We start from the raw sequence: 24,799 nt of genomic DNA, 5'->3' as shown, positions 1-24,799 counted from the left end.
ATAACGTTATAAATTTGTTACATCAATAGGGATGATTGTATGAGGGGAAGGAGACGCAAGTCGACTTCTCCTTATTTTTTTTGATCCAGTCCCAGTTTCACCGGTAAAATACCTTCATTCACCGTTAGCCGATGGTCAATTTTCTGATCGGCTTCCGCAGTGCGCGTAACATTTGCGAACTTGCGCCGACTAACAAACTACAAGGACCTAATTTTTATGAGACGATTTTTACTTTTGATCGCGGGGCTGGGAATGACGCTGCAGGCCGGCGCGCAATTCAATATGCTGGGCGGCGGACCAGCCAAACCTAAGGTAACGGGCAAGATTTCGATAGTGGTACTGGATTCGCTGACAAAGAAACCTGTAGACTATGCAAGTGTATCGCTGCTTAAAGTTTCAGACAATAAATCTGTAAATGGAGGAGTAACCGATGAAAAGGGGAAGCTTTCCCTGCAGAATGTAGCTCCGGACCAATACAAGATGCTTATAGGGTTTATGGGCTATCAGACAAAGACGGTTATGGTGAAAACCACACCGGAAAAGCCAGACCATAATGTGGGCGCTGTGTATATTAAACCGACGGAAAATACACTTAAGGAGGTTTCTGTAACCGGACAGAAGGCGCTGATTGAGAATAAAGTGGACAAAGTTGTCTACAATGCAGAGGCGGACATCACTAATGCAGGAGGTGATGCAACAGACGTGATGCGTAAGGTGCCAATGCTTTCCGTAGATATGGATGGTAATGTACAGTTGCGAGGTAGTGCAGTTCGGGTGCTCATCAACGGTAAACCTTCGGGCACGATGGCCAATAGCGTGGCGGACGCGCTGAAAATGATCCCCGCCGAACAGATCAAGAGCGTTGAAGTAATTACCAGCCCATCTGCCAAGTATGATGCTGAAGGTTCAGGCGGCATTATTAATATCATTACCAAGAAAAATACGGCTGAAGGTACAAGCGGCAGTGTAAATGCATCTGCGGGCACACGTTCTAATAATGGGGCATTTAACCTTAATGTGAAGACCGGAAGGTTGGCACTGACCACCAATCTAGGTGTGAACCATGCCTACCCCCAGCGTTCAAGCGTAGTCAGCTTTAACGAGTCGATTGTGAACGGTGTGACCAGTACTGTAAACCAGGATGGTTTTTCAAAGTGGTCACGGGTAGGCTATAACGGAAGCGCTGGGTTAGACTACGACATGAATGCCTACAATAATTTCACGACTAACGTAAAGCTGAACAGTTTTTCTAACGGGGGGCCGGGCAGCTCGGACATCTGGGTAAACGATAATTTCTCCCGGAATATTCGCGATATGGATATGGGCTTCAAGAACCTGGACTGGACGGCGGATTACCGCAGGACCAGCAAGCGCGAAGGTGAGGAATTCAGTGTATCCGCACAATGGTCTTCAGGCAGAAACACAAGCGATTTTTCAAACCGCTTCGTTGCTTCCGGCGTGCCTGATGTGCTGATACTAGGCTCGAATACCGGTAAAAACAATGAATATACCTTACAAAGTGATTATGTATATCCGTTTAACAAGATGACTACACTTGAGGTCGGTGCAAAGGGTATTTTCAGAAAGATTAATTCGGATTATGATGTGTCGGCCCAGGATTTTGACTATAACCAGGATGTAGCTTCAGCCTATACGGTGCTGGGGTTTAAACTGACCAGGAAAATCACGGCTAAGGCGGGCTTGAGGACTGAATATACAAAGATAGACGGACTGGCCGGAAACACGCTGTCGTTTGACAATGACTATTTTAACGTGTTCCCGAGTGTGGTCCTTTCGCAAAGCCTGAAGGGCATGAGTACCTTAAAGCTAAGCTATAACAGAAGGGTACAGCGTCCCAGCTTGTTTTATCTGAACCCTTTCCGCAATGAGAGCGATGTATTTAACCCGAGGGAAGGTAATCCGAAACTGAAGCCGGAGCTTACCGACAATATAGAGCTTGGGTATTCTACCTTCATCAAGGGCTCCGTGATCAATGCTTCGGTGTTTTACAAGCGTACACAGGACGTAATTGAAAGTGCTATGAGACCGATTGAGGACAATAAGAATTTAACTACTTATGCAAATGTGGGTACAAGCCCTTCTGTTGGCTTCAATGTATTCGGGTCCTATAATCCTAAGCCTAAGTGGACGATAATGGCGAACTTCGGGTTGAATACCTATGAGGTAAATAACAGTTCGACAGGTGTAAATACCGGTACCTTGCTGAACTATAATGCGTTTCTGCGTTCGGCTTATGGTTTTCCGGGAGGATGGAATACGGAGCTCTGGGGTGTGATCAATTCGCCAAGACGTACTTTCCAGGGTAAGACCGATATGATGTATTTTTATGGTGGTGCAGTAAAGAAGGAAATATTGGGTAAGAAAGCGACCATTGGCCTGAATGTGCTGAACCCGCTAAACCGGGACCTGAATATTAAAACGGTGAACAATACTGCTTCTGCTACGCAGCGTACGGACATTCATTATCCATTGCGTTCGTTCGGCCTGAACTTCAGTTATAATTTTGGTAAACTGAAGTTTACTCAGAAGAAAACGGTAAAGAACGACGACCTGAAGAAAGAAGAAGGACAAGGTGGCCAGGGCGGCGTAGGCGGCGGCATGGGTGGTGGTAACCAGCAACAATAAAGAAAGGGGCCTGGCCCCTTTTTATTTTTTCTGTACAGTTTTCAGGATCAGCAGATTCTGGGGGTTAATGTTCAGCCCGCTGATGTTATTCTGGATCATGGTTACCGACTGGTCATAAAGAATGGGCACCATGTTGGCGTAATCGATAATCATGCGCTCCATTTGCTGATACAGGAGATAACGTTTCCGGTCGTCCCTTTCATAATAGCTTTGTTCAAACAGCTGGTCGAAGTCCTTATTATAATAGGCAGTATAGTTTGGGCCGTTGGGTACTTTGTTCTTTGAATAGAATACAGCCAGGTAATTCTCAGCGTCTGGATAATCTGCAATCCAGGAACCCCTGAAAAAGTTGACTTCATTTTTGGACATCAGGTCGCGAAGGCTGGAACTGGGGCTTACGTCTACCTTCACCTTTATGCCGATACCCTCAAGCTCTCCCTGCACAAACTCGATCAGGTCTTTATAATTGGTGGAAGTGCTCAGGGTGAGCTGAGGCATATTCCTTCCTCCCGGAAAGCCGGCTTCTTTCAATAACTGCATGGCTTTTTGCGGATTGTAATGATAACCTTTGACCACGGTACTGTCAAAGCCGGGCATACCCTGCGGGACAAACCCTGCCGTGGCAGGAATGCCAATTCCGTTGCGCAGGTATTTGATCAGCTTGGGTTTATCGATGGCATAATTGATAGCTTGACGGACTTTTTTAAGCCTGAGCGGCGAGTTGCGGGTAATTGCTTTGGTAGAGTCTACCATGATGCCGATGTATTCGGTACAAAGGTAGGGTCGTTTGTACAGCCGGAATTTACCTTTGTACTTGCTGGTCATTTTACCACTCTTGGTCAGGATGTCGTCCCGGTAACTGCCGTCTACTTTGTCAAAATAATCGAGTTCCTTTTTCAGAAAGCTCATAAAAGCGCTTTGCTTGTCGGAAATGAAGGTTACCTTGATGGCATCCAGGTAGGGCAGCTTTTTCCCATTTTCGTTTTCCCAGTAGTTTTCATTTTTGAGCAGGACCAGGATTTCATCTTCTTTCCAGTATCTGAACCTGAAAGGGCCCGTGCCGACAGGATGGCTGCGAAAGTCTCTTCCGTAGTGCTCCACGACTTCCCTCGGTACAACGGAACAATACTGGGTGGTCAGGAGGTTCATAAATGCCGGAAATGGTTTGCTTAGCCTGATGCGGAAAGTAGTATCGTCCGGGGCACTGAAACTACTGTGATCTTTCACTTTGTCGCTGAAGATCCAGCCACCTGAAGATGCAACTTCGGGGTCTATCAACCGGTAAAAGCTATAGGCGAAGTCGCTCGCAATGACTTTCCTTCCTTTGCCTCCGGGAAACAGCGGGTCGTCATGAAAATAGACATCGTTGCGCAGATGGAAGGTATAGCTGAGGCCGTCCTCTGAGATTTCCCAGCTTTTGGCAACGCAGGGGATGATATGGAGATTGCTGTCGATCTGTACAAGACCGTTAAAGACCTGATTGATCATCCACAGCGCATTCTGGTTGCGGGCAAAGGCAGGGTCCATGGAGGTCAGGTTCTGGTCCAGGTTCATACTGAAGGTTTTTTTGCTGCCGGCCTTCCGTGGGTTCCGGCAGGCGGTGACTGTAATGACCGCAAGCAGCAGGCCGCAAAGGATGCGATAAAAAATGGGACGGATCATTCGGAGCATGGGACGGGAATGTTACTTTTGTACAAAGTAATAAATAAATTCGCTATGTCTTTTTTAAGTGCGGTCATAAATAAGGTCCCGGATGAGTTATTGATGGAGGAACTGCAGGAACGGGTAGATATCGTACAGCACAAGATCAGGTTTATGGAAAGGGTGCCTCTGGCTTTGCTGGATGCAAGAAATATCCCGGTGAATGGGCTGGAGTGGCTGGCGGAGGCTGTGGGAGCCGAACTTCAGCCTGATCCGCTGGCGGCGAGGGTAGTGGTATACCTTGAGGAAGGCGCCGGTCTGCTGCAACTGATGGGAACGGTGCCCAGCTTACTGCGGGAGGAATGGCCTGCGGTAATATATGACAGGGTCTATCTTTGGGAAGGTTTAACGGCCGGGGCCGATGGGACGGTGGCTGCTGTGGAGGACCTGGCAGAGATGCTGTATCCGGGACAGTTCGTCTTTGGTAACGAAGGTAAGACCTGGTCCGATTTTAAAACGCGATGAATTTATCCATCTGTTCGCCGGTAAATTTCAGGGTGTCTTCTTTGTAGAAGTTTCCGTTTTCATCCAGCTCTGTCTTAATGGAGGCAATGTGCAGGCGCAGGGGCAATACATGCAGGTGCAGGTAGCTGCATACGCCTCCAAAATGGTCTACCCCGCGGATATTCCCATACTTTCCGGAAGAGACGCCAACCAGCGCGGCTTTCTTGTCATAGAAACTTCCGGGGAAGGTACAGGCATCTATAAAGGTCTTTAGGACGCCAGGAAAACTGCCGTTATATTCAGGGATGATAAAGAGGAACTTCGTGCTGCGGTCTACCATTTCCTGTATGGGCAGGAAGGCTTCGCTCCGTTTGCCATAAAGGTCTGAAGCGATAAGGGAAGGGGGTAGCACCTGCAGGTTCAAAAGGGTTGTTTCCAGTCCTTTCTGTTGCAATATACGCTGATAATATTCTGCAACTTTTAGCGTATTATTTGAAGGCCTGTTGGTGCCTGATATAATAGTGACCATGCGGTAATTGTTAGTAACATGTGTAAAAGGTTTACTGCTTTCCTACAAGTTTTGCCTTTTAGTTTGTATCTTAGCTATCCGTAAAAATATGCCCGGATAAGTGCAAAAATAGCATTTTTTTGCAGATAAGGGGCGAAAATAAAGCAAGCCGTAACACAACATTTAAGAGATAGATGAGTAAAATTATTGCACTGGCAAACCAGAAGGGAGGAGTAGGTAAAACAACTTCTTCCATTAACCTAGCAGCAAGCCTGGCCGTACTGGAATACAAGACTTTATTGGTTGACGCCGATCCGCAGGCCAACTCTACTTCGGGTATCGGGTATGACCCAAGGAGCATAAAGAACAGCATCTATGAATGTATCATCAATGACATTGATCCTCAGGATGCAATTCAGAAGACGGAGACTCCGAACCTGGACCTGCTGCCGGCGCACATAGACCTTGTGGGTGCGGAGATAGAGATGATCAATCTGGGTAACCGTGAATATAAGATGAAGGCGGTGCTAGAGAAGGTGAAGGACCAGTATGATTTCATCATCATTGACTGTTCACCATCCCTTGGCCTGATTACCATCAATGCGCTGACTGCCGCAGACTCGGTGATCATTCCAGTACAATGTGAATATTTTGCGCTTGAAGGACTCGGCAAACTACTCAATACGATCAAAATCGTACAGACCAGACTGAATACTGAGCTGGAAATAGAGGGGATTCTTCTGACAATGTATGATGTCCGCCTGCGCCTTTCCAACCAGGTGGTGGAAGAGGTGAAGACCCATTTCCAGGACCTGGTATTTGATACGATCATCCAGCGTAACACGCGTTTGAGTGAAGCACCAAGCTATGGCGTTTCGGTGATCATGCATGATGCGAACTGTAAGGGCGCTATCAATTACCTGAACCTGGCCAGGGAGATCGTGGGAAAAAACGGGATGTTAAGGGAGACAGAAAATTCAACTACGGCAACTATATAATCGGATATAATGACGTCTTTTCAGCGAAAAACAGGTTTGGGTAAGGGATTGAGCGCGCTACTGGATGACTCTGATGCCGTAAACCAGCCGAAGAACGGGGCCGTACCGGCTGCCGAGATAAAGAAGGAGTCTGCAGGCAATGTGATCGGAGAGGTCAATATCAGTGACGTTCAGACGAACCCATTCCAGCCAAGGACAGAGTTTGACCAGGTTGCGCTTAACGAGCTGTCGGAATCCATTAAGGTGCAGGGACTGATACAGCCGATCACCGTTAGAAAACATACAGATGGAAAGTATCAGCTGATCTCGGGTGAACGCAGATTAAGGGCCTCTAAGCTGGCCGGGTTGACGCGGATCCCGGCGTATATCCGCATGGCGGACGACCAGCAGATGCTGGAAATGGCACTGATCGAGAACATACAGCGGGAAAACCTGAACGCGATTGAAGTGGCGCTGAGTTTTCAGCGGATGATCGATGAGTGCAGTCTGAAGCAGGAGCAACTCGGGGAGCGTGTAGGCAAGAACCGCACTACAGTGACCAATTATCTTCGTCTTTTAAAATTACCTCCGGTGATACAGGTATCTATACGGGACGGTAAAATCTCCATGGGGCATGCCCGCGCGCTGATCAATGTGGACCAGCCGGATAAGCAACTCTATATCCACGATGAGATCATAGAAAAGGGTTTGTCGGTACGTAAGGTAGAGGAGCTGGTACGAAGTATCAACAGCGTCGAGTTGAAGCCTGCCCGCAGAAAAGAAGTGCAAGGCCCTGCCTTTGAAGTTCAGAAGCTGCAGCGTGACCTTACAGCCAAATTTGCGACCAGAGTAAAACTGAAAGTCAATGAAAACGGGAAAGGTGCCATAGAGATTCCTTTCGTATCTGAAGAGGACCTGAACCGTATCTTAGGACTATTGGACTGGTAATGCGCGGCTTTTTGCTATCGGTAGTGTTGGTACTTAGCGTCTTTGGCTTAAAGGCGCAGGAAGTGGTGACCGTTCCAAAGGATTCAATTGCCAAAGATGCAGTAGTGGTTAAGACTGCGGATACGGTAAAGAAGCGTCCCGCTTATGTTAATCCCGGTAAGATTGCGGGAAGACGGGCGGCCTTCAGGTCGATGATCCTGCCGGGCATGGGCCAGCTTGGCAATGGGGTAACTGTTTATCGCCTGGCCAAGGTTGCAGCGATTTATACGGGAGCTACTCTCCTTACCCTTTCCTATATTGACAACAACAGGAATTATAATCTGGTATTAGATGAGTTAAAGTACCGGGCACAGCATGGCGAGGCGAGCCCTGGACCTTTGGCAAACCGCCAGGACGATGGCCTGATCCGGGCTAAAGATACCTTTGAGCGGAACAAGGAGGTGATTATCTTCTCCTATGTGGGTATATATCTGATTAATATTATTGAGGCTTATATAGACGCCCGCCTTAAATATTTCAATGTAGACGATATCGCAAGCATTAAGGTGACACCGGGGCTGGTGCGCACGGATATGATGTACGGTTATAACCAGCCCGTTCCGGGCATTAAACTTACCCTTAAATTTTAAATATGAAGATTGTATTGCTTGGCTATGGTAAAATGGGCCAGATCATTGAGCGCATTGCTCTGGAAAGAGGGCATGAAATTGTATTGAAGATCAATATCGATAACCGGGAGGACCTGACTGAAAGTAACCTGAGGAAGGCTGATGTAGCTATCGATTTCAGTACGCCTGACTCGGCAGTTGAGAATATATATGCTTGTTTTGAGGCTAATCTGCCTATTGTGGTCGGCACTACCGGCTGGTATGGCCGTTTACAGGAGGTAAAGAATGAATGCCTGCTTAGTAACAATGCGCTGTTGTACGGGTCTAACTTCAGTATCGGGGTGAATATATTCTTTCATGTGAACAGGATACTTGCAAAGCTGATGAACGACTACCCAGCCTATGAGGTGCAGGTCGAAGAGATCCATCACACGCAGAAGCTGGACTCACCGAGTGGCACGGCGATGACGATCGCAGAAGATATCATTGCCAATGTAGACAGGAAGAGCGAATGGGTAAATGTGCTGGCCGGGACGCCTGCGGAAGAAGAGGTGCTGAAAAAGGAGCAGTTGCTGATCGAATCGCTTCGTATGGAGAATATTCCGGGTACGCATACGGTGCTTTACAGTTCCGAGGTCGATGAGATTGAGTTTAAGCATACGGCACATAACCGTTCGGGCTTTGCGCTCGGTGCCGTGTTTGCAGCCGAATGGCTGGAAAAGAGGCAGGGTTTTTACAACATTACTGATATATTTAATTTTAAATAATTAAAGATGAATTGGAAGTTTTGGAAAAAGGACAAGGGCAACGGCAAAGCGCCTGAAAAGAAAAAGAGCAAAAGCCGTGAATGGGTAGATGCGATCATTTTTGCAGTAGTTGCCGCTACTGTGATCCGGGTGTTCTTTATAGAGGCATACACCATCCCCACAGGTTCTATGGAGCGTTCGCTGCTCATTGGTGATTTCCTTTTCGTAAGTAAGGTAAATTACGGCGCTCGTGTACCCATGACTCCCATAGCGTTTCCGTTTGCACATCATACCATGCCGGTTACGGGTACTAAGGCGTATTGGGACGGCGTGCAATGGAAATACCGGCGGCTTCCCGGGCTGTCACAGATCAAAAACAATGATGTTGTTGTCTTCAACTACCCTCAGGGCGACACTGTTGCACTGGAACAGCAGGATGCAGATTATTATCAGCTGGTAAGACACGCCGGCTGGGGAGCGGTTAATTCCAACTATACCGTCATCAGCCGTCCTGTGGATAAACGCGAAAATTATATTAAGCGGTGTATAGGTATTCCCGGAGATACGGTGAGTATGACGGCGGGCCTGGTCTCTGTAAACGGTAAGCCTGAAAAGCTCAAAGCCACGGGTAACTTCACTTATCAGGTAGAGTTCAAGACTACGGATATAAACTTTGGTGCATTTGAGGACCTTGGTTTTAATATGCAGGAAGACATTAATCAGTTGTCCCCAACGATGTTTTCATTCAACGGGACAGAAGAGATGATGGATAAGGTCGGAAAAATGGATTTTGTGAAATCGGTCCATCCTCTTTACAGGCCGGCGGGAGAAGCCGATCCGGATATTTTTCCGTTTGATGTCAGCAGGTCCTGGAACGTAGATAACTTTGGGCCGATCATCATTCCGAAAAAGGGCTGGACAGTGAGACTTGACAGTGCCACAATGCCGTTATATGAGCGATGTATCCGCATTTACGAAGGCAATAAGCTGGAGAGATCGGGTAATGGATGGCTCATTAACGGGAAGCCTGCCACAGCTTATACTTTCCAGATGGATTATTATTGGATGATGGGCGATAACCGGCATAACTCACTGGATTCCAGATACTGGGGCTTTGTACCAGAGGACCATATTGTAGGCAAGGCATTATTCATCTGGATGAGCTTTGATACGAACGGATCATTCTTCAGTAAGATCAGGTGGAGCCGGCTGCTTAAAGGTATTCACTAATCCCGAAGAAGCTTTACCTAAAAGGTATTGAGAGGTTGTCCTAATCAGGACAGCCTCTTTTTTTTTGCCAGTTTCAGATGTTCTTTGTAAAGTGGATGTTACTTTTAAAAAAAATTAAAAAGTTAATAAGTTTTTATAAAAATATAATTAAGTTTGATCAACCAAATTTTACACTTTGACCGTCATACGCCAAAAAAACCGGGAACTCAGAAAGGATGTCATCAGACAGCTTTATTATCATAAGATGCTTACACTGACAGAGCTAAGTGTGCTTTGCAGAAAAAGCCTGCCGCTGGTAACCAGTATAGTAAATGACCTGTCGGCAGAGGGATTTGTCGTTGAACATGGCCTGGCACCTTCCACTGGTGGAAGAAGGCCTGTAGCTTTTTTGCTGAATTCGGAGCAAAAGCGCTACATTGTAGCTGTCGCCGTAGACCAGCTTGCGGTTCAGATTGTTATTTACGATCAGTTCAACCAGGCTCAGGCACCTGTGAAAATGATCAGCCTGAAGCTGGCTGAAGATAAGGATGCACTTCAGCAACTTGTCCGTTTCATAAACCAGCATATTGCTTCATCTGGTATTGCAAAAGAGTCTTTTCTGGGAGTGGGTATCGGTATGCCTGGATTTATGGATACCGAAAAGGGTATTAACCATACGTTCTTTAAAACAGGGGAGGACGTGAGTCTTCGTGACCATCTGAACAAGGAGATCGGCTTACCGGTATTTATCGACAACGATTCGACGGTCATCGCACTTGCGGAGCACAAATTTGGCGTGGGCAAAGGGCAGAAAGACGTCCTGGTGGTCAATATAGGATGGGGAATTGGCCTGGGTATGATCATTCATGGGCAGCTGTTTCGCGGTCATAGCGGCCTGGCCGGAGAATTCAGTCACATTCCCTTATCACAAAGCAATAAACTATGCTCATGCGGAAAGCGGGGATGTCTTGAAGTGGATGCATCGCTGCTGGTGCTGGTAGAACGGGCAAAAGAGAAAATGGCTCAGGGAACCAGTTCCAGCATGGAGCACCTTTTCAGGGATGACACCAAGCTTCCGGGAGACCATTTACTGGATGCTGCAAAAGCTGGAGATCCGCTGGCTGTGTCCTTGCTTTCAGAGGCTGCTTTCCTGGTTGGAAAGGGTATCGCGACGCTTATCCATATCATTAATCCAAAACAGATCATACTGAGTGGCAGAGGTGCCAGGGCAGGGAGGATACTGATGGCCCCGGTTGACCAGGCAATACATGAGTTTTGTATTCCAAGACTGGCGGAAGACACTGAGATCAGGATATCTGCACTGGCTTCAGAATCTGAATTGCTTGGGGCGGCCATTCTCGTGATGGAACATTGCCATTATAAATAATCATCATAACCTAAATAATTATCAGAACTAACCGTTAACCACTTAATCATCAAAAAAATGAAACAGATCTATTTTAGGTGTTTGGGCGTTATGCTATTTACATTGATGGCAGTAACCGCTTATGCACAAAAAACTGTTACCGGCACGGTGACAGAAAAGGCGGGGCAGCCGATACCCGGGGTCAGCGTGACCGAAAAAGGCACGCGCAACGGGACTTCCACAGATGCAAGCGGGAAATTCAGTCTTTCCGTAAAGCCCGGTTCAGTACTTACTTTCACGTCTATCGGCCTGGCTGCCAAGGAAGTTACCGTAGGCGAATCCTCGACTATAAATGTTACGCTGGAAGACGACGCCAACCAGTTAGGGGAGGTAGTAGTGACGGCACTTGGTATCAAAAGGGAGAAAAAGTCACTGGGCTACGCTGTGCAGGAGGTAAAGGGTGAGACGCTGTCCGAGGCGCGTGAGCCTAACCTCGTAAATGCGCTTTCCGGTAAGGTAGCGGGTTTGCAGATCACCAGATCAAGCAACGGTCCTGCAGGTTCTTCCAGGATTACCCTAAGGGGCAACAACTCGCTGACCGGCGATAACCAACCACTGATTGTTGTGGACGGAGTACCGATTTCGAACTTTACGGGAGCGATCAATACGACTAACGGTCAGTTAAACAACGACTATTACAACCCTGCTACAGATATGGGTAATGGCCTGGGAGACATCAATCCCGATGATATCGAAAGTGTATCTATACTAAAGGGGCCTTCAGCGGCTGCATTATATGGCTCCAGAGCAGGTAATGGTGTCATCATGATCACCACAAAGAGTGGAAAGGCACAGAAAGGCCTGGGCATCACCATTTCTTCTACTGTCGGCTTGGAGCGTATCTTTACGACACCTAAAACCCAGGATTTATTTGGACAGGGTACCAACGGTGCTTTCGAGAAAACCTCTTCACTGAGCTGGGGGCCGAAGGCAGAAGGCCAGGTGCTGGAAAGCTGGGATGGCCAGCAACTAGGCCTCCGAACTTATGACAACATTGGCAACTATGCGGAACAAGGCATTACCTCAAACCAGAGTGTAAACTTTCAGCAGATGTTAGGCAAGACGTCAGTGTACACCTCATATAACCGACTGGACGATAAAAGCATTATCCCCGGCACCTCTTTGCACAGGAATAACCTGATGGCCAGGGCAATAACTACATTTGGTAAAGATGACCGCTGGACTACAGATACGAAGATCCAGTTCAATAATTCCCTGGCGGAGAATAGGCCGAACAATGGCGCAAACATCAACAACGTATTCGCGACGTTATATTCACTGCCAAGGTCTGTTGATATTACCCAGCTTAAAAATACGACCGATGCCGACGGCAAGATGATCTGGTATCAGCCTACTGGCAACACCTATAATCCCTATTGGGCAAAGGACAACAACCTGAACAGCGATGTACGTAATCGCTATATCATGACGGGGTCTTTGAAATATAAATTCAATAGCTGGCTGGATGCAGAAGTGAAAGGCGGAGTGGATAACTATACTACTACAGTTGAAGGCAAGCTTTATTCAGGTGGCCGCGCAACTCCAAACGGTTCCTACAGTTTGAGCAAACAAACTTTTACCGAAACTAACTTCAGTGCTTTACTTTCCGGTCGTAAAGACAACCTGATTGATAAACTTGGCGGTGCATTTAGCTTGGGTGGCAACCTGATGAACCAGAAAAACAACATTCTGGGCGCAAACTCCGGAGAACTTGTCGTACCCGATCTGTTCCTGCTGAACAACGGGAAGAATAATCCTACCGTTTCGCAGGTGTCTGCCAATAAAAAAATTAACTCCGTTTACGGTACCTTGCAGATAAACTGGGATGGTTACCTGTTCCTCGACGGTACACTGAGGAATGACTGGAGCTCGGCACTTGCCGCAGGCAACCGTTCATACCTGTATCCTTCAGTGAGCGCCTCTTACGTATTCAGCGAAATGCTGACACGGATGGGCAAGACACTGCCTTCATGGTTTACCTATGGTAAGGTAAGGGCTTCTTTCGCCACAGTGGGTAACGATATGGACCCTTACAGGTTGTACAACACCTACCAGATCGGTAAAGATCCTAATGGCAATACTACTGCCGGACGTAATGATATATTGTTCAATCCCGATGTCGTTAACGAGTTGATCAAGAATTATGAGGTTGGTGCAGAATTCAGGTTCCTCAACAGCCGCCTGGGACTGGACGTGTCACTTTACAAATCAAATGCGACCAATCAGCTGATTGAGATTTCACTCGACCCCCTCAGCGGTTACAAACGTAAGATCATTAATGCAGGAAACATCCAGAACAAAGGTATCGAGCTGGTACTGGATGCTGATATCCTGCGTAACGAAAATGCCTTTGGCTGGCATGCTTCCGCAAATTTCTCCCGCAACAACAACACGCTGGAATACCTTACGGACGACCTGGATATTTATCCTTTGGGCGGATTTGATGACGTACAGGTAAATGCAAAAGTCGGACAACGTTACGGTGAAATCTACGGTACTACTTTCCAACGCGTACCCAGCGGAGAACATGCGGGACAGATCCTCCTGAATTCAGATGGTTTACCCATGGTGTCTTCCGACCGCTCACGATTAGGCAATCAGCAGGCCAATGCACTTGCGGGGATTACGAATACCTTTACCTATAAGGGTTTCAACTTGTCCTTCCTAGTCGACGGTCGTTTCGGAGGAAAGATCTTTTCCGGTACGCTGGCTTCGATGCAGTCTGACGGAACTTCCAGCAAGACTGTGGTCAATGGCGCCAGGGACAATTTTGTGGTAGACGGTTATATTTTGAATACGACAACCGGCGCCTATGAGAAAAATACTACTGCTGTTTCTCCGCAAAGATACTGGCAAACGGTTGCAGGTGCCAATAATCAGGGGATTACCGAAGCCAACCTGTATGACGCGACTAATATCCGTCTGAGAAATGTTAACCTGAGTTATAACCTATCTCCGAAGTTTCTCGCCCGCACACCGATCCAGCGTGCAAAAATTGGCGTATCCTGCAATAACGTATGGCTGATCACCAGCCACATGAACGGACTTGACCCAGAGTCAGTATATGCCGTGGGCGGAAATGCTACAGGCTTTGAAAACTCAAGTGCGCCTACTACCCGTACCTTCCTGTTCAATTTAACTTTAGGCTTTTAATCTTATTCACTGTTAAGATGAAAAATATATTCAAAAAATCATGTGTCCTGCTTGCTGCAACGGTAGCGCTGGCCTCATGTAAGAAATTCGATGAACTGACTGTAGACCCTTTGAAGGCCAATGAAGATCAGGTGCAAGTCGAATACTTCCTGAACAACTCCATTATCTCAGCCCAGATGAATCCGGATGTTGCAGAACGTTCCTTCGTACTTTACTGGAAGCCGGCAGGCCACCAGGCCGCTGACTACGACGGAGGCGTCATTTCTGTAGGTTCTTATAATGATGGCTGGATCGGTGCCTATTATGACCAGGTATCTGGCTGGCTCAACATGGCCAACACTGCCATTCAGATCGGCGAGAAGCAGATCGCCGCTGGAACGGCAAAGACTTACACGCCCAACCTTATCCAGGTCGCCCGTATCTGGAGGGCTTATCTGATGAGTGAAATGTCTGATAACTTTGGTCCGATCCCTGTCAAGGGGTTCGAAGGAATTAACCCGGATTTTAGTGATGTAAAAACTGTTTACTACTACATACTGGACGAACTGAAGGACGCAAGCTCGAAACTTGATATTTCTATGCTTCCAGATGAAAATCTTAAAAAACTCGATCCCGCATATCAGTATAATTATGCAAAATGGCGTAAGTATGCCAATTCACTGCGTTTGCGTTTATCTATGAGGCTTTCCGAGGTCGATGCCGGTAAGGCGAAAACCGAATTTGAGGCTGCAGCAGCGACAAATGACTTTATCACTGATAATACCGACAATTTCCAGGTACAGGAAAAAGATGGATGGGATGCCCTGACCGGTGTAATGAGCCGCTCATGGGACACACAGCCACTGTCTTCAACCTTAAATAACTTGTTCACCGGACTGGGCGGTATCAAATCTGCCGACCTGCGTCCTGACCTGGCTGCATACGTCAAACCGGCAAACTGGCTGGGACAACGCTATCCGGACCAGTTCAGTACTAAAACCAACGACCCTTCTGCCGGATACTGGTTTAACGGCCTGCCTTATGCGATAGATCCGCGCGCTTATCTGCTGTTCAGTATTCCCGGAGATGTGACGAACGCTAATTATCCGAAGCAAAACGGCAATTACGATATCGTTACTGTTCGCAACCTGAAAAATGCAGATGGATCGGTCGCCAAAGCAATCGATGCGAAATATACCTGGAATACAAGAACAGATGGCAATTGGGGTGTCAAGGACGCCTTGAATGAGCCTTTAAACTATGGAGGTACCATGCCACGCATCAATATGCAGTTCAGGAACAGTACCCAGAAAAGACTTTTCTTCGGTGCCTGGGAAACTTACTTCTTGCTTGCTGAAGCCGCGGTACGTAACTGGAACAGTCCTGTCAGCGCACAGACAGCTTATGAGACAGGCATTACCAAGAGTTTTGAATACTGGGGACTTTCACTGGGGAGCTACCTGACTTCAACAGACTATAATAAAGTCGGTACATCAGTAAGCTGGACACATACTACAGAACCGGGGCCACGTTTAATGAATTATGAAGATGGTATGACCGGCACTGCAGGTTCTCTGACGGTTAACTATCCGAAAAATGATCTTTATAAGAACGGGACTGTTCGCAACGACCAGCTGACCAAGATCATTACCCAGAAGTTCATTGCACAAACCCCATGGTTGCCATTGGAAACCTGGAACGATCACCGCAGACTTGGATTGCCTTTCTTTGAGAACCCGGTAGTGGAGCAAAGCATTAATACACTTCCCGGTCTTACGGAATCTACTGTAAATACGGCAAGCGTGAAGTTTCTGCCACAACGTTTAAAGTATCCTTCAAGCCTGCAAAATACAAACAGCAAAGGATACGCACAAGCGGTGTCGGCACTCAATGGTGCGGACGCCATCCTGACCCCCCTCTGGTGGGCTCAGAAATAGAAAAGCGCATCAGTACCTGCTGGTAGAACAAGGGCTGTCCGATGAGGACAGCCCTTGTTTATTTTATGAAATTTCTCGCGCGCTCAACCGCTCTATCCCCAGTTTCTCCGCCAGTTCATTCAGGTCTCTGACCACTATGTCTATCAGTGGAATGCCGTTTTGCCGACGCTGAGCTTCCGCTTCGTATTCCGGTTCTCCGGGGATTACTACCTGCTGTCCAGGTTCTACTGTCTTCGCAGACTTAAACCGCCGTATCCAGGTATCCATATGGCTCTTGAAATCTTCCACAGGTCTGAACCCATCTACCCGCATCGCACCCAGAAAATGGCCAATACCTTCACCTACCGGGTCGGAGGCAGGTTCCAGGAAAGCCACGAAAGGAGGTACCCAGGGCCCATAATTCGCGCCCGAAAGCACTGCAGACAGGATATCTACCGCAGCTCCCAACCCATACCCCTTATGGCTGCCATGTTCCTTGTCACTACCCAGCGGCAGGAGAGACCCACCTTTTTTCAACTCATGCGGATCGGTCGCAGACAGGCCGGATGCATCTTGTACCCAGCCTTCAGGTATCTCTGAACCGGAGCGCTGCGCAATCTCCAGTTTCCCGTTAGCCGCAGCAGCAGTGGCCATGTCCACCACCACCGGAGGATAGGTGCCGGCCGGAAAAGCGTAACACATTGGGTTGGTGCCCAGCAGACGCTCATTGGCATAAGTGGGCGCGACCAGCGGACTGGCGTTGGTCATGCTGATGCCCACCATATCCTGTTCCACAGCCATTAATGCGTGATAGCCTGCAATGCCGAAATGATTTGAATTTTTGACCGATATCCATCCGCTTCCATAGGTCTTGGCCTTTTCAATGGCTACTTTCATTGCAAAAGGGGCTACGATCAGTCCCAACCCTGCATCACCGTCAATGGTCGCTGTGGTGAGTGTCTCATGTACAATACGGATGTCGGGTTGCGCGTTAATGCGTTTTTTTTCCCAGAGCCGCACGTAGCCGCTTAGCCGGGCTACTCCGTGAGAGTCGATACCGCGGAGGTCAGATTTCAGCAATACATCAGCAGCCAGTGCTGCGTGCCCGGCACCGCAGCCTATTGCCGTAAAAACAGCTTCCGTAAAACGGCGCAGTTCAGTCTCGGTAAAGGTTAGAAATATCATGCAAACAGAACTGTAAATTCGCGGTCCAGAGGCTTAAAGGTAGCTATGAGACCTTCGATAAAGGATTCTCCATAAGCGATATACATAGGGGCAATGTTTACCACCCGTTCCTGCAGGCCCGAACCGGGAAATAACCTTTCCTTCAACTTTTCGATCTGTGCAAGCGAGGTGGTATGTTTACGTTTCTCGGCACGCAGCATTTTCTTTTCCAGGTTTTCAAGCATTTTCAGGGTCCGGGTCTTTGCCGTATCCGCACTTACGGAAAGCGTTTTATCAATCTTGAAGGCGCTTAACTTGATCTGTTCAAAGATCCAGCTGATGGCCAGTTGCTCATCGGGTAAAGCCAATTGCAAGGGTACATGTGTTTTGACCCAATTGTTCTTGATCGTTTCGGTATCAGCAAACAAATCCTTGTAATTAATGCCCATCAGGTGCATCCGCGTTTCGTCCCTGCGGTCAATCACCAAAGCCGAATTGCGCAGCAGCAATACAGGAAAATCTACACCGTAATGTTCAAAATTGCTTTTTAACTGCAGCCAGTAGACCACCTCAGCGCCTCCGCCGATATAAGCCAGATTGGGCAGCACCAATTCCTGGTACAGGGGCCGCATGACCACATTAGGGCTGAAGCGTTCCGGGTGCTTATTCAGCTCTTCGCGCAATTCAGCTGCTGTAAAGCTGATCTCCGTATTCACCACTTTGAACAATTCTCCTTCCCGCACGATGCGCTCACGAAGCTCATCCAGCATATAAAAGAAATTGATCTCCCTAGGGTTTACCTGTGGTTTGTAGCCCAGTTCCTCCAGCGCTTCATTGCTGCGGCTGATATTTCTAAAACTATGTTCTCCGGTAATGTCCTGAAAAACCACCTCAGCAAACTGCTGTTTCAGTTCAGACTCATCCGCATCTAAGCAGACCAAACCATACTTACCAAACAGGGCATTCACCAGCGAACGTGTTGCATCGCTTAATTTCCGGTGGAGTGCATAAGCCTTTTCTACTATTTCGGCCAGTTTCAACCCGTTTTCTCCGATACCCAGAAAGCCTTTGTAGGCGGTCAGTACTTCTTCAATGTCAGCTGTACCCATTCTGCCGGTAGCACCTTTTGCCTGACTCTTGTTCCAGGTCAGCTTACGGTCTTCTATTTGCAAATGGTTGATCTCTTCAAAGTCGTGGTCTTCCGTTGCCATCCAGTAAACAGGAACAAAGTTGTATTCCGGATGTTCCCGTTTCAACTGTGCCGCCAGGTTGATCGCAGTGACGATCTTATAAATAAAATAGAGCGGCCCGGTAAAGATATTCAGCTGGTGCCCGGTTGTTACCGTAAAGGTCCGGTCATCGGCCAGCGACGCAATATTGCTGCTTACCGCTGGCAATATTTCCCGTTCTGGAAGGTATTGCTTTTTTAACATGCGTACCAGCAATTCCCGGCTACCTCTGAAGTTTCTTTTGACAATGGCCTCAGAAAGACCAGCGTTATCAGGTGTATAGCGGTAAAAATCGGTTAGCTCTGGTTTGCGGTCCAGGTAGTCCAGCACTACTGAAGAAAACGCATTAGTGTCCCGGTACGAAATGTATTTGGCTTGCATCGGCACGAATTTAAATTAATTCAGACAATTCATCCATGCCGGCAGGTTTATTTTACAATATGGCCATAGAGGTCAAAATCTTCGGCACGGTCTACCTTCACCTGAACGAAGCTACCTATCGCTGCATAACCCGTTTTTGCGTCAATCAGTACCTCATTATCCACTTCCGGCGAATCAAATTCCGTACGGCCAACAAAATAATCACCTTCCTTACGGTCCACCAGCACTTTATAGCTTTGGCCTACCTTTTTCTGATTAATCTCATAAGATATGCCTTGCTGTATCTCCATGATCGCATCCACACGTTCCTGCTTCACCTCTTCCGGTACGTCATCTGACAACGTATACGCATGCGTCTTTTCCTCATGGGAATAAGTAAAGCAACCTAGCCGGTCAAAGCGGGTATCCTCTACCCACTGTGCCATCTCCTCAAAGTCAGCTTTAGTCTCTCCGGGATAGCCGCAGATCAGCGTTGTACGCATGGCGATATCCGGAACCTTATCCCTGATCTGGCTCACCAGATCTGTGGTCTTTTGTTTGGTAATGCCCCTGCGCATGGATTTCAGCATGTTGTCTGTAATGTGCTGCAAAGGCATGTCCAGGTATTTGCAAATGTTTTGTCTTTCATTCATTACGTCCAGGATTTCCATTGGGAATCCGGAAGGATAAGCATATTGCAGCCTGATCCATTCGATGCCGTTTACATCAGACAATCTTCGTAACAGCTCATCAAGATTCCGCTTACCGTACATATCCAGCCCATAATAAGTCAGATCCTGTGCAATCAGAATAAGTTCTTTAGTGCCGCCAGCGGCCAGTATCTTGGCTTCTGTAACCAAGTCATTTATATCTCTGGACAAATGCTTGCCACGCATCAGGGGGATGGCACAGAAGGAACAGGGCCGGTTGCAACCCTCGGCAATCTTAAAGTATGCAAAATGCGATGGCGTAGTCAGCAAACGTTCACCGATCAGTTCATGACGGTAGTTCGCACCCAGCTCATGTAAGATATTATTCAGGTCATTGGTTCCGAAATAAGCATCCACATTGGTGATCTCCGCCTCAAGATCAGGCTTATAGCGTTCAGATAAGCAGCCTGTTACGATGACTTTTCCTACTTTTCCGGCTTCCTTCAGCTGGCTGTACTGCAGGATCGTATCAATAGATTCCTGCTTGGCATTATCGATGAAACCACAGGTGTTGATCACTACGATGTCATCCTTCCCCACCTTATCTGCTTCGTGGACAACGTTCATGCTGTTGCCCTTAAGCTGGCCCATCAGTACTTCTGAATCGTATAGGTTTTTTGAGCAACCAAGCGTGATCACGTTGATCTTGGGTTGTTTCACAGTAGTTTTGCCCGGTAAGGTCTTCGTATTCATGTATTTTTATTTTGACGATCCTTCGTCACCAATCCTTATTTAAACAAGCTTTCTACAAAATTCTTTTTGTCGAACAGCTGTAAATCATTCACTCCTTCGCCAACTCCGATATATTTAACTGGAATCCTGAACTGATCAGATATGCCGATCACCACGCCGCCTTTCGCCGTGCCGTCCAGTTTAGTAATGGCCAGTGCATTCACATCGGTCGCCTCCGTAAACTGCCTGCACTGTTCAAAAGCGTTTTGCCCGGTAGAGCCGTCCAGTACCAGCAGGATTTCATGCGGCGCACCAGGCACCACCTTTTCCATCACCTTCTTGATCTTGCCCAGTTCGTTCATCAATCCTACCTTATTATGCAGGCGTCCGGCAGTATCAATGATCGCCACATCCTCGCCGTTGGCCACAGCCGATTGCAACGTGTCAAAAGCTACAGATGCTGGGTCTGAACCCATGGCCTGGGCCACGACACGGGTGCCCACACGTTCACCCCAAAGCTTGATCTGATCAACTGCAGCAGCCCTGAAGGTATCTGCCGCACCTAAAACCACTTTTAGGTTTTCTGCCTTCAGCTTGTGTGCCAGTTTGCCGATGGTCGTCGTTTTGCCTACCCCGTTCACGCCCACTACCATGATTACATAGGGTTTGTGCGCACCGCCATATTCAAAGTTCCGGAAGTCATTGCTGTTGTTCTCGGCCAGTAACTGCTGGATTTCATCACGCAGCAGGCCATTCAGTTCAGAAGTAGACAGGTATTTGTCCCTGGCTACACGTGCCTGGATACGGTCAATGATCTTCAGGGTAGTTGTTACTCCTACATCTGAAGTTACCAATACCTCTTCGAGATTATCCAGTACATCGTCGTCAACCGTAGACTTACCTGCTACGGCTTTGGTGATCTTACTGAAAAAACCTTCCTTGGTCTTTTCCAGTCCTTTATCCAGCGCAACCTGTGCCTCAGGTGCAGTTTCCTTCTTTTTAAAAAAATCGAATAAGCCCATAGCAGCTATAACAAACAAAAAAAGCCCTCCCGGAGTGAGGGACGGCTTTAATGCGTTTTACAATTAAAACTATTTTTTAGATGCAGAAGAAATAGCATCCTGAATGTGATCGTTATGAACGATAGATTCTTTGAAAGAATAAGCACCTGTTTTAGGTGATCTGGTCATTGTAATCACTTTCGAATATTCTTTGCCTTTTCCTGTTTTCAGGGTCGCAACTACTTTTTTAGCCATGATCTGATAGATTATGTCTGGTCGTTAAACCAGGTATATTATTTAATTTCTTTATGTACGGTTACCTTCTTCAATACCGGGTTGTATTTTTTCAACTCCAGCCTTTCAGTAGTATTCTTACGGTTCTTGGTAGAAATGTATCTTGACATACCAGGCATGCCACTGGTTTTGTGCTCTGTACATTCTAATATAACTTGTACCCTGTTACCTTTTTTTGCCATTTTCTTATGATTAAGGTTGATTCACATCAACCGGTTTTTCTACAAATGTCCTTTTTTAACGAAGCGGCTGATGGCCTCTGAAATTCCGATCTTGTTAATGGTCTTGATCGCTGAAGTAGATACTTTCAGTGTTATCCAACGGTCTTCCTCAGGAATATAGAATTTCTGAAGCTGCAGGTTAGGATAGAACTTGCGCTTGGTTTTAACGTTCGAGTGAGAAACATTAAAGCCAGTCATCGCTGCTTTTCCGGTTAAATCACAAACTCTTGACATGCTTTTATTATATGTTAAATGTTCTTCTTCTTATTTTTTTAAGAGTTTGCAAATATCTGTATAAAATTTGTAACCATCAAGTTGCCAGTCAAAATATTTTTTATTTACTGTTGGTTGCTGGTCAGCTTTCTGCCAGTCGCGCTCAAATAAGGTCCATGCTTTTACACCATTCCGGCGAATCTGATGCCTGCTTCCTGCACAAAACGGGTACCTTTTAGTGCACGCGGTGTGGAGAAACTATGCAGAATGGCTGCTTGAGGCGCTATTAATGTATGCATGGATAGCCGCGGATAAACTTTTGGTAGGGCCCGGCAGTTGCAATTCGTCCCAATTTTAGTAAGTTTGATTTCGGAGAGCAGCGCGGTCGGAAGACGGCCTCGGTACCCTGTATAACACACCAAAGTATAAACCAACGATGCAATCAGCAATGCAGATCACCTCATTTGAAGCGTATCAGAAAACGTATAAGTATAGTGTAGAACAGCCTGAAGACTTCTGGGCAGAAGTAGCCGGAAATTTTCAGTGGCGTAAAAAATGGGACAAAGTGTTGTCCTGGAATTTCAGCTCACCCGAGATCAGATGGTTCGAAGGCGCCAGACTGAACATTACCGAAAACTGTCTCGACCGTCACCTGGAGGAGAATGGCGATAAACCTGCCATTATCTGGGAGCCCAACGATCCGCAGAAGGAAAGCATTACGCTTACGTATAAGGTGTTACATGAACAGGTGTGCAGGTTTGCCAATGTGCTCAAAAAGAACGGGGTAAAGAAGGGCGACAGGATCTGCATCTATATGCCGATGGTACCCGAACTGGCCATCGCCGTGCTGGCCTGTGCCCGTATCGGGGCTGTCCATTCTGTAGTCTTCGGCGGTTTTTCAGCCAAGTCTATCGCCGACCGGATCAACGATGCGCAATGCAAACTCGTCATTACCGCGGACGGCGCCTTCAGGGGCAATAAGCAAATTCAGTTGAAGGAAGTCATCGACGATGCACTGATCGCCTGTCCTTCCGTACAAAAGGTAATCGTTCTTACACATACCCGTACCCCCGTTTCCATGCTTAAAGGTCGAGACATCTGGTGGGAAGATGAGGTAAAAGTAGTCGACACGGATTGCCCGGCCGAGGAAATGGATGCCGAAGATATGCTGTTTATTCTGTATACTTCAGGTTCTACGGGAAAACCTAAAGGTGTAGTCCATACCACCGCAGGTTATATGGTCTATGCAGGTTATACCTTTGCGAATGTATTCAATTATCAGCCGGGCGAAGTTTACTTCTGTACGGCAGACATCGGCTGGATCACAGGGCACTCTTATATTGTTTACGGGCCGCTGTCCCAGGGTGCTACTACGCTGATGTTTGAAGGTGTGCCGACCTATCCGGATGCGTCACGTCTGTGGCAGATTGTTGATAAGCATAAGGTAAATATCCTGTATACTGCGCCTACTGCCATCCGGTCATTGATGAGTTTCGGGCTGGAGCCGGTGCAGGGGGCAGACCTGAGCTCCTTAAGGGTACTCGGTTCTGTAGGCGAACCCATCAATGAGGAAGCCTGGCACTGGTTTGACGAAAACATCGGAAAAGGCAAATGCCCGATAGTGGATACCTGGTGGCAAACAGAAACCGGCGGCATACTGATCTCGCCTATTGCTTTTGTCACGCCGACCAAACCCAGTTATGCCACCTTGCCTTTGCCGGGAGTACAACCTGTGCTTGTCGATGAGCAGGGCCGGGAAATTGAGGGAAACGAGGTGAGCGGTAATCTCTGCATCAAATTCCCGTGGCCAGGTATGCTGCGCACCACTTATGGTGATCATGAACGCTGCAGGCAGACTTATTTTTCCGCCTATCCAGATTTATACTTTACTGGCGACGGTTGCCTTAGGGACACGGACGGCTATTACCGTATTACAGGACGGGTAGACGATGTGATCAATGTATCCGGACACCGCATCGGAACCGCAGAAGTGGAAAATGCGATCAATATGCATGCGGGTGTCGTAGAAAGTGCGGTAGTCGGCTTTCCTCATGAGGTAAAGGGACAAGGAATATATGCATTTGTCATTTTTCCAAACACTCATAGCGATGAGGACCTGACCCGTAAAGATATCCTCCAGACTGTTACCCGTGTAATCGGACCTATTGCCAAACCAGACAAAATACTGTTTGTGAGCGGTCTTCCCAAAACCCGATCGGGCAAGATTATGAGGCGCATCCTGCGTAAGATCGCTGAGGGCGATGTGAGCAATCTGGGCGATACTTCGACATTGCTCGATCCTGCGGTTGTTGAAGGAATCATTGGTAAATCTAAACAGTGATCAAACAATCGGTACCTGCCGCCTGTTAACTCTATACAGCTACAGATTGTTAACATAAAATCGAAGACAATGGACAAATTGGAATTGAAAGGAAAATGGAATGAGATCAAAGGTAAAGTAAAACAGGCGTATGCAGACCTGACCGATGATGACCTGAAATATGAGGAAGGCAAGGATGATGAGTTGTACGGACGTCTTCAGCAAAAGACCGGAAAGACCCGGGACCAGCTGGTAGATTGGATAAAAAGCTTATAACAGCAAATCAAAGTAAAGGGCCCGAACAGGGCCCTTTTTTTATATGCTTAAAGAGTTTTATGGTCAGCCTGTTTCGGA

21 protein-coding genes are annotated in these 24,799 nt (G+C 47.4%); 12 read left to right on the top strand and 9 right to left on the bottom strand.

What is annotated here, in order from left to right; all coding sequences use genetic code 11:
• Nucleotides 1-216 precede the first annotated feature (216 nt).
• Nucleotides 217-2,646, top strand: a complete 2,430-nt coding sequence (locus P2W84_RS04965) for a TonB-dependent receptor (protein WP_276089000.1) — start codon at nt 217-219, stop codon at nt 2,644-2,646.
• A 21-nt stretch (nt 2,647-2,667) separates the two neighbouring features.
• Here P2W84_RS04965 and P2W84_RS04960 read toward each other — a convergent pair whose 3' ends face one another.
• Entirely contained in the window at nt 2,668-4,308 is a 1,641-nt protein-coding gene (locus tag P2W84_RS04960; protein WP_276088999.1) for an ABC transporter substrate-binding protein, read from the bottom strand.
• Between the two features lie 54 nt (nt 4,309-4,362).
• Here P2W84_RS04960 and P2W84_RS04955 point away from each other — a divergent pair, with 54 nt between their 5' ends.
• Nucleotides 4,363-4,812, top strand: coding sequence for a hypothetical protein (locus tag P2W84_RS04955; protein WP_276088998.1), 450 nt, complete (start codon nt 4,363-4,365; stop codon nt 4,810-4,812).
• Here the strand turns inward: P2W84_RS04955 and P2W84_RS04950 are convergent.
• The gene (locus tag P2W84_RS04950) at nt 4,799-5,320 is read right to left on the bottom strand and encodes an NADPH-dependent FMN reductase (protein ID WP_276088997.1); all 522 of its coding nucleotides are present in this window, start codon (nt 5,318-5,320) and stop codon (nt 4,799-4,801) included. The genes P2W84_RS04955 and P2W84_RS04950 overlap by 14 nt on opposite strands.
• 173 nt (nt 5,321-5,493) lie before the next feature.
• Here P2W84_RS04950 and P2W84_RS04945 point away from each other — a divergent pair, with 173 nt between their 5' ends.
• The 8 genes from P2W84_RS04945 to P2W84_RS04910 all read left to right on the top strand — a co-directional run bounded on the left by P2W84_RS04945 (nt 5,494) and on the right by P2W84_RS04910 (nt 16,282).
• Nucleotides 5,494-6,297, top strand: coding sequence for an AAA family ATPase (locus P2W84_RS04945; RefSeq protein ID WP_276088996.1), 804 nt, complete (start codon nt 5,494-5,496; stop codon nt 6,295-6,297).
• A 9-nt stretch (nt 6,298-6,306) separates the two neighbouring features.
• Entirely contained in the window at nt 6,307-7,224 is a 918-nt protein-coding gene (locus P2W84_RS04940) for a ParB/RepB/Spo0J family partition protein (protein WP_276088995.1), read from the top strand.
• Entirely contained in the window at nt 7,224-7,853 is a 630-nt protein-coding gene (locus tag P2W84_RS04935) for a DUF5683 domain-containing protein (RefSeq protein WP_276088994.1), read from the top strand. Before P2W84_RS04940 ends, P2W84_RS04935 begins: the two co-directional genes overlap by 1 nt.
• Nucleotides 7,854-7,855: 2 nt before the next feature.
• The gene (gene dapB / locus P2W84_RS04930) at nt 7,856-8,599 is read left to right on the top strand and encodes a 4-hydroxy-tetrahydrodipicolinate reductase (protein ID WP_276088993.1); all 744 of its coding nucleotides are present in this window, start codon (nt 7,856-7,858) and stop codon (nt 8,597-8,599) included.
• Between the two features lie 6 nt (nt 8,600-8,605).
• Nucleotides 8,606-9,808, top strand: a complete 1,203-nt coding sequence (gene lepB, locus P2W84_RS04925) for a signal peptidase I (protein ID WP_276088992.1) — start codon at nt 8,606-8,608, stop codon at nt 9,806-9,808.
• 175 nt (nt 9,809-9,983) lie between these two features.
• Nucleotides 9,984-11,174, top strand: coding sequence for an ROK family protein (locus tag P2W84_RS04920; RefSeq protein ID WP_276088991.1), 1,191 nt, complete (start codon nt 9,984-9,986; stop codon nt 11,172-11,174).
• 57 nt (nt 11,175-11,231) lie between these two features.
• Nucleotides 11,232-14,366, top strand: coding sequence for a SusC/RagA family TonB-linked outer membrane protein (locus P2W84_RS04915; protein WP_276088990.1), 3,135 nt, complete (start codon nt 11,232-11,234; stop codon nt 14,364-14,366).
• A gap of 17 nt (nt 14,367-14,383) precedes the next feature.
• On the top strand, nt 14,384-16,282 hold the full coding sequence (locus tag P2W84_RS04910; RefSeq protein ID WP_276088989.1) for a SusD/RagB family nutrient-binding outer membrane lipoprotein: 1,899 nt from the start codon (nt 14,384-14,386) through the stop codon (nt 16,280-16,282).
• A 63-nt stretch (nt 16,283-16,345) separates the two neighbouring features.
• Here the strand turns inward: P2W84_RS04910 and P2W84_RS04905 are convergent, their stop codons facing one another.
• The 7 genes from P2W84_RS04905 to rpmB form a co-directional block, all read right to left on the bottom strand.
• The gene (locus P2W84_RS04905; RefSeq protein WP_276088988.1) at nt 16,346-17,446 is read right to left on the bottom strand and encodes an Ldh family oxidoreductase; all 1,101 of its coding nucleotides are present in this window, start codon (nt 17,444-17,446) and stop codon (nt 16,346-16,348) included.
• Nucleotides 17,443-19,035: a bacillithiol biosynthesis cysteine-adding enzyme BshC gene (bshC, locus tag P2W84_RS04900; protein ID WP_276088987.1), complete on the bottom strand. Its 1,593-nt coding sequence runs from the start codon at nt 19,033-19,035 to the stop codon at nt 17,443-17,445. The genes P2W84_RS04905 and bshC overlap by 4 nt, the downstream gene beginning before the upstream one ends.
• A gap of 47 nt (nt 19,036-19,082) precedes the next feature.
• Entirely contained in the window at nt 19,083-20,417 is a 1,335-nt protein-coding gene (rimO, locus tag P2W84_RS04895; protein ID WP_276088986.1) for a 30S ribosomal protein S12 methylthiotransferase RimO, read from the bottom strand.
• A gap of 35 nt (nt 20,418-20,452) precedes the next feature.
• Nucleotides 20,453-21,418 carry a signal recognition particle-docking protein FtsY gene (gene ftsY / locus P2W84_RS04890; protein WP_276088985.1) on the bottom strand — a complete coding sequence of 322 codons (966 nt, stop codon included), beginning with the start codon at nt 21,416-21,418 and terminating at the stop codon, nt 20,453-20,455.
• A 69-nt stretch (nt 21,419-21,487) separates the two neighbouring features.
• A complete protein-coding gene (locus P2W84_RS04885) occupies nt 21,488-21,652 on the bottom strand; it encodes a DUF4295 domain-containing protein (protein WP_276088984.1) in 165 nt (54 codons plus the stop codon).
• 38 nt (nt 21,653-21,690) lie between these two features.
• On the bottom strand, nt 21,691-21,873 hold the full coding sequence (gene rpmG / locus P2W84_RS04880; protein WP_107216618.1) for a 50S ribosomal protein L33: 183 nt from the start codon (nt 21,871-21,873) through the stop codon (nt 21,691-21,693).
• A 39-nt stretch (nt 21,874-21,912) separates the two neighbouring features.
• Nucleotides 21,913-22,146, bottom strand: a complete 234-nt coding sequence (gene rpmB, locus P2W84_RS04875; RefSeq protein ID WP_276088983.1) for a 50S ribosomal protein L28 — start codon at nt 22,144-22,146, stop codon at nt 21,913-21,915.
• A 415-nt stretch (nt 22,147-22,561) separates the two neighbouring features.
• Between rpmB and acs the strand changes: the two genes are divergently transcribed.
• Together acs and P2W84_RS04865 are read left to right on the top strand one after the other, a co-directional pair.
• Complete coding sequence (gene acs / locus P2W84_RS04870; RefSeq protein WP_276088982.1) at nt 22,562-24,466, top strand: acetate--CoA ligase; 1,905 nt, start codon at nt 22,562-22,564, stop codon at nt 24,464-24,466.
• A 69-nt stretch (nt 24,467-24,535) separates the two neighbouring features.
• Nucleotides 24,536-24,721 (top strand): CsbD family protein, encoded by a 186-nt coding sequence (locus tag P2W84_RS04865; protein ID WP_276088981.1) that lies wholly within the window; start codon nt 24,536-24,538, stop codon nt 24,719-24,721.
• The last annotated feature ends 78 nt before the right edge of the window (nt 24,722-24,799 follow it).

Origin of the sequence: Pedobacter sp. JY14-1 (genome assembly GCF_029269825.1) — a bacterium.
GTDB lineage: Bacteria > Bacteroidota > Bacteroidia > Sphingobacteriales > Sphingobacteriaceae > Pedobacter.
Note: the sequence above shows the minus strand (reverse complement) of the source record. Positions and strands in the feature narration are given on the sequence as shown.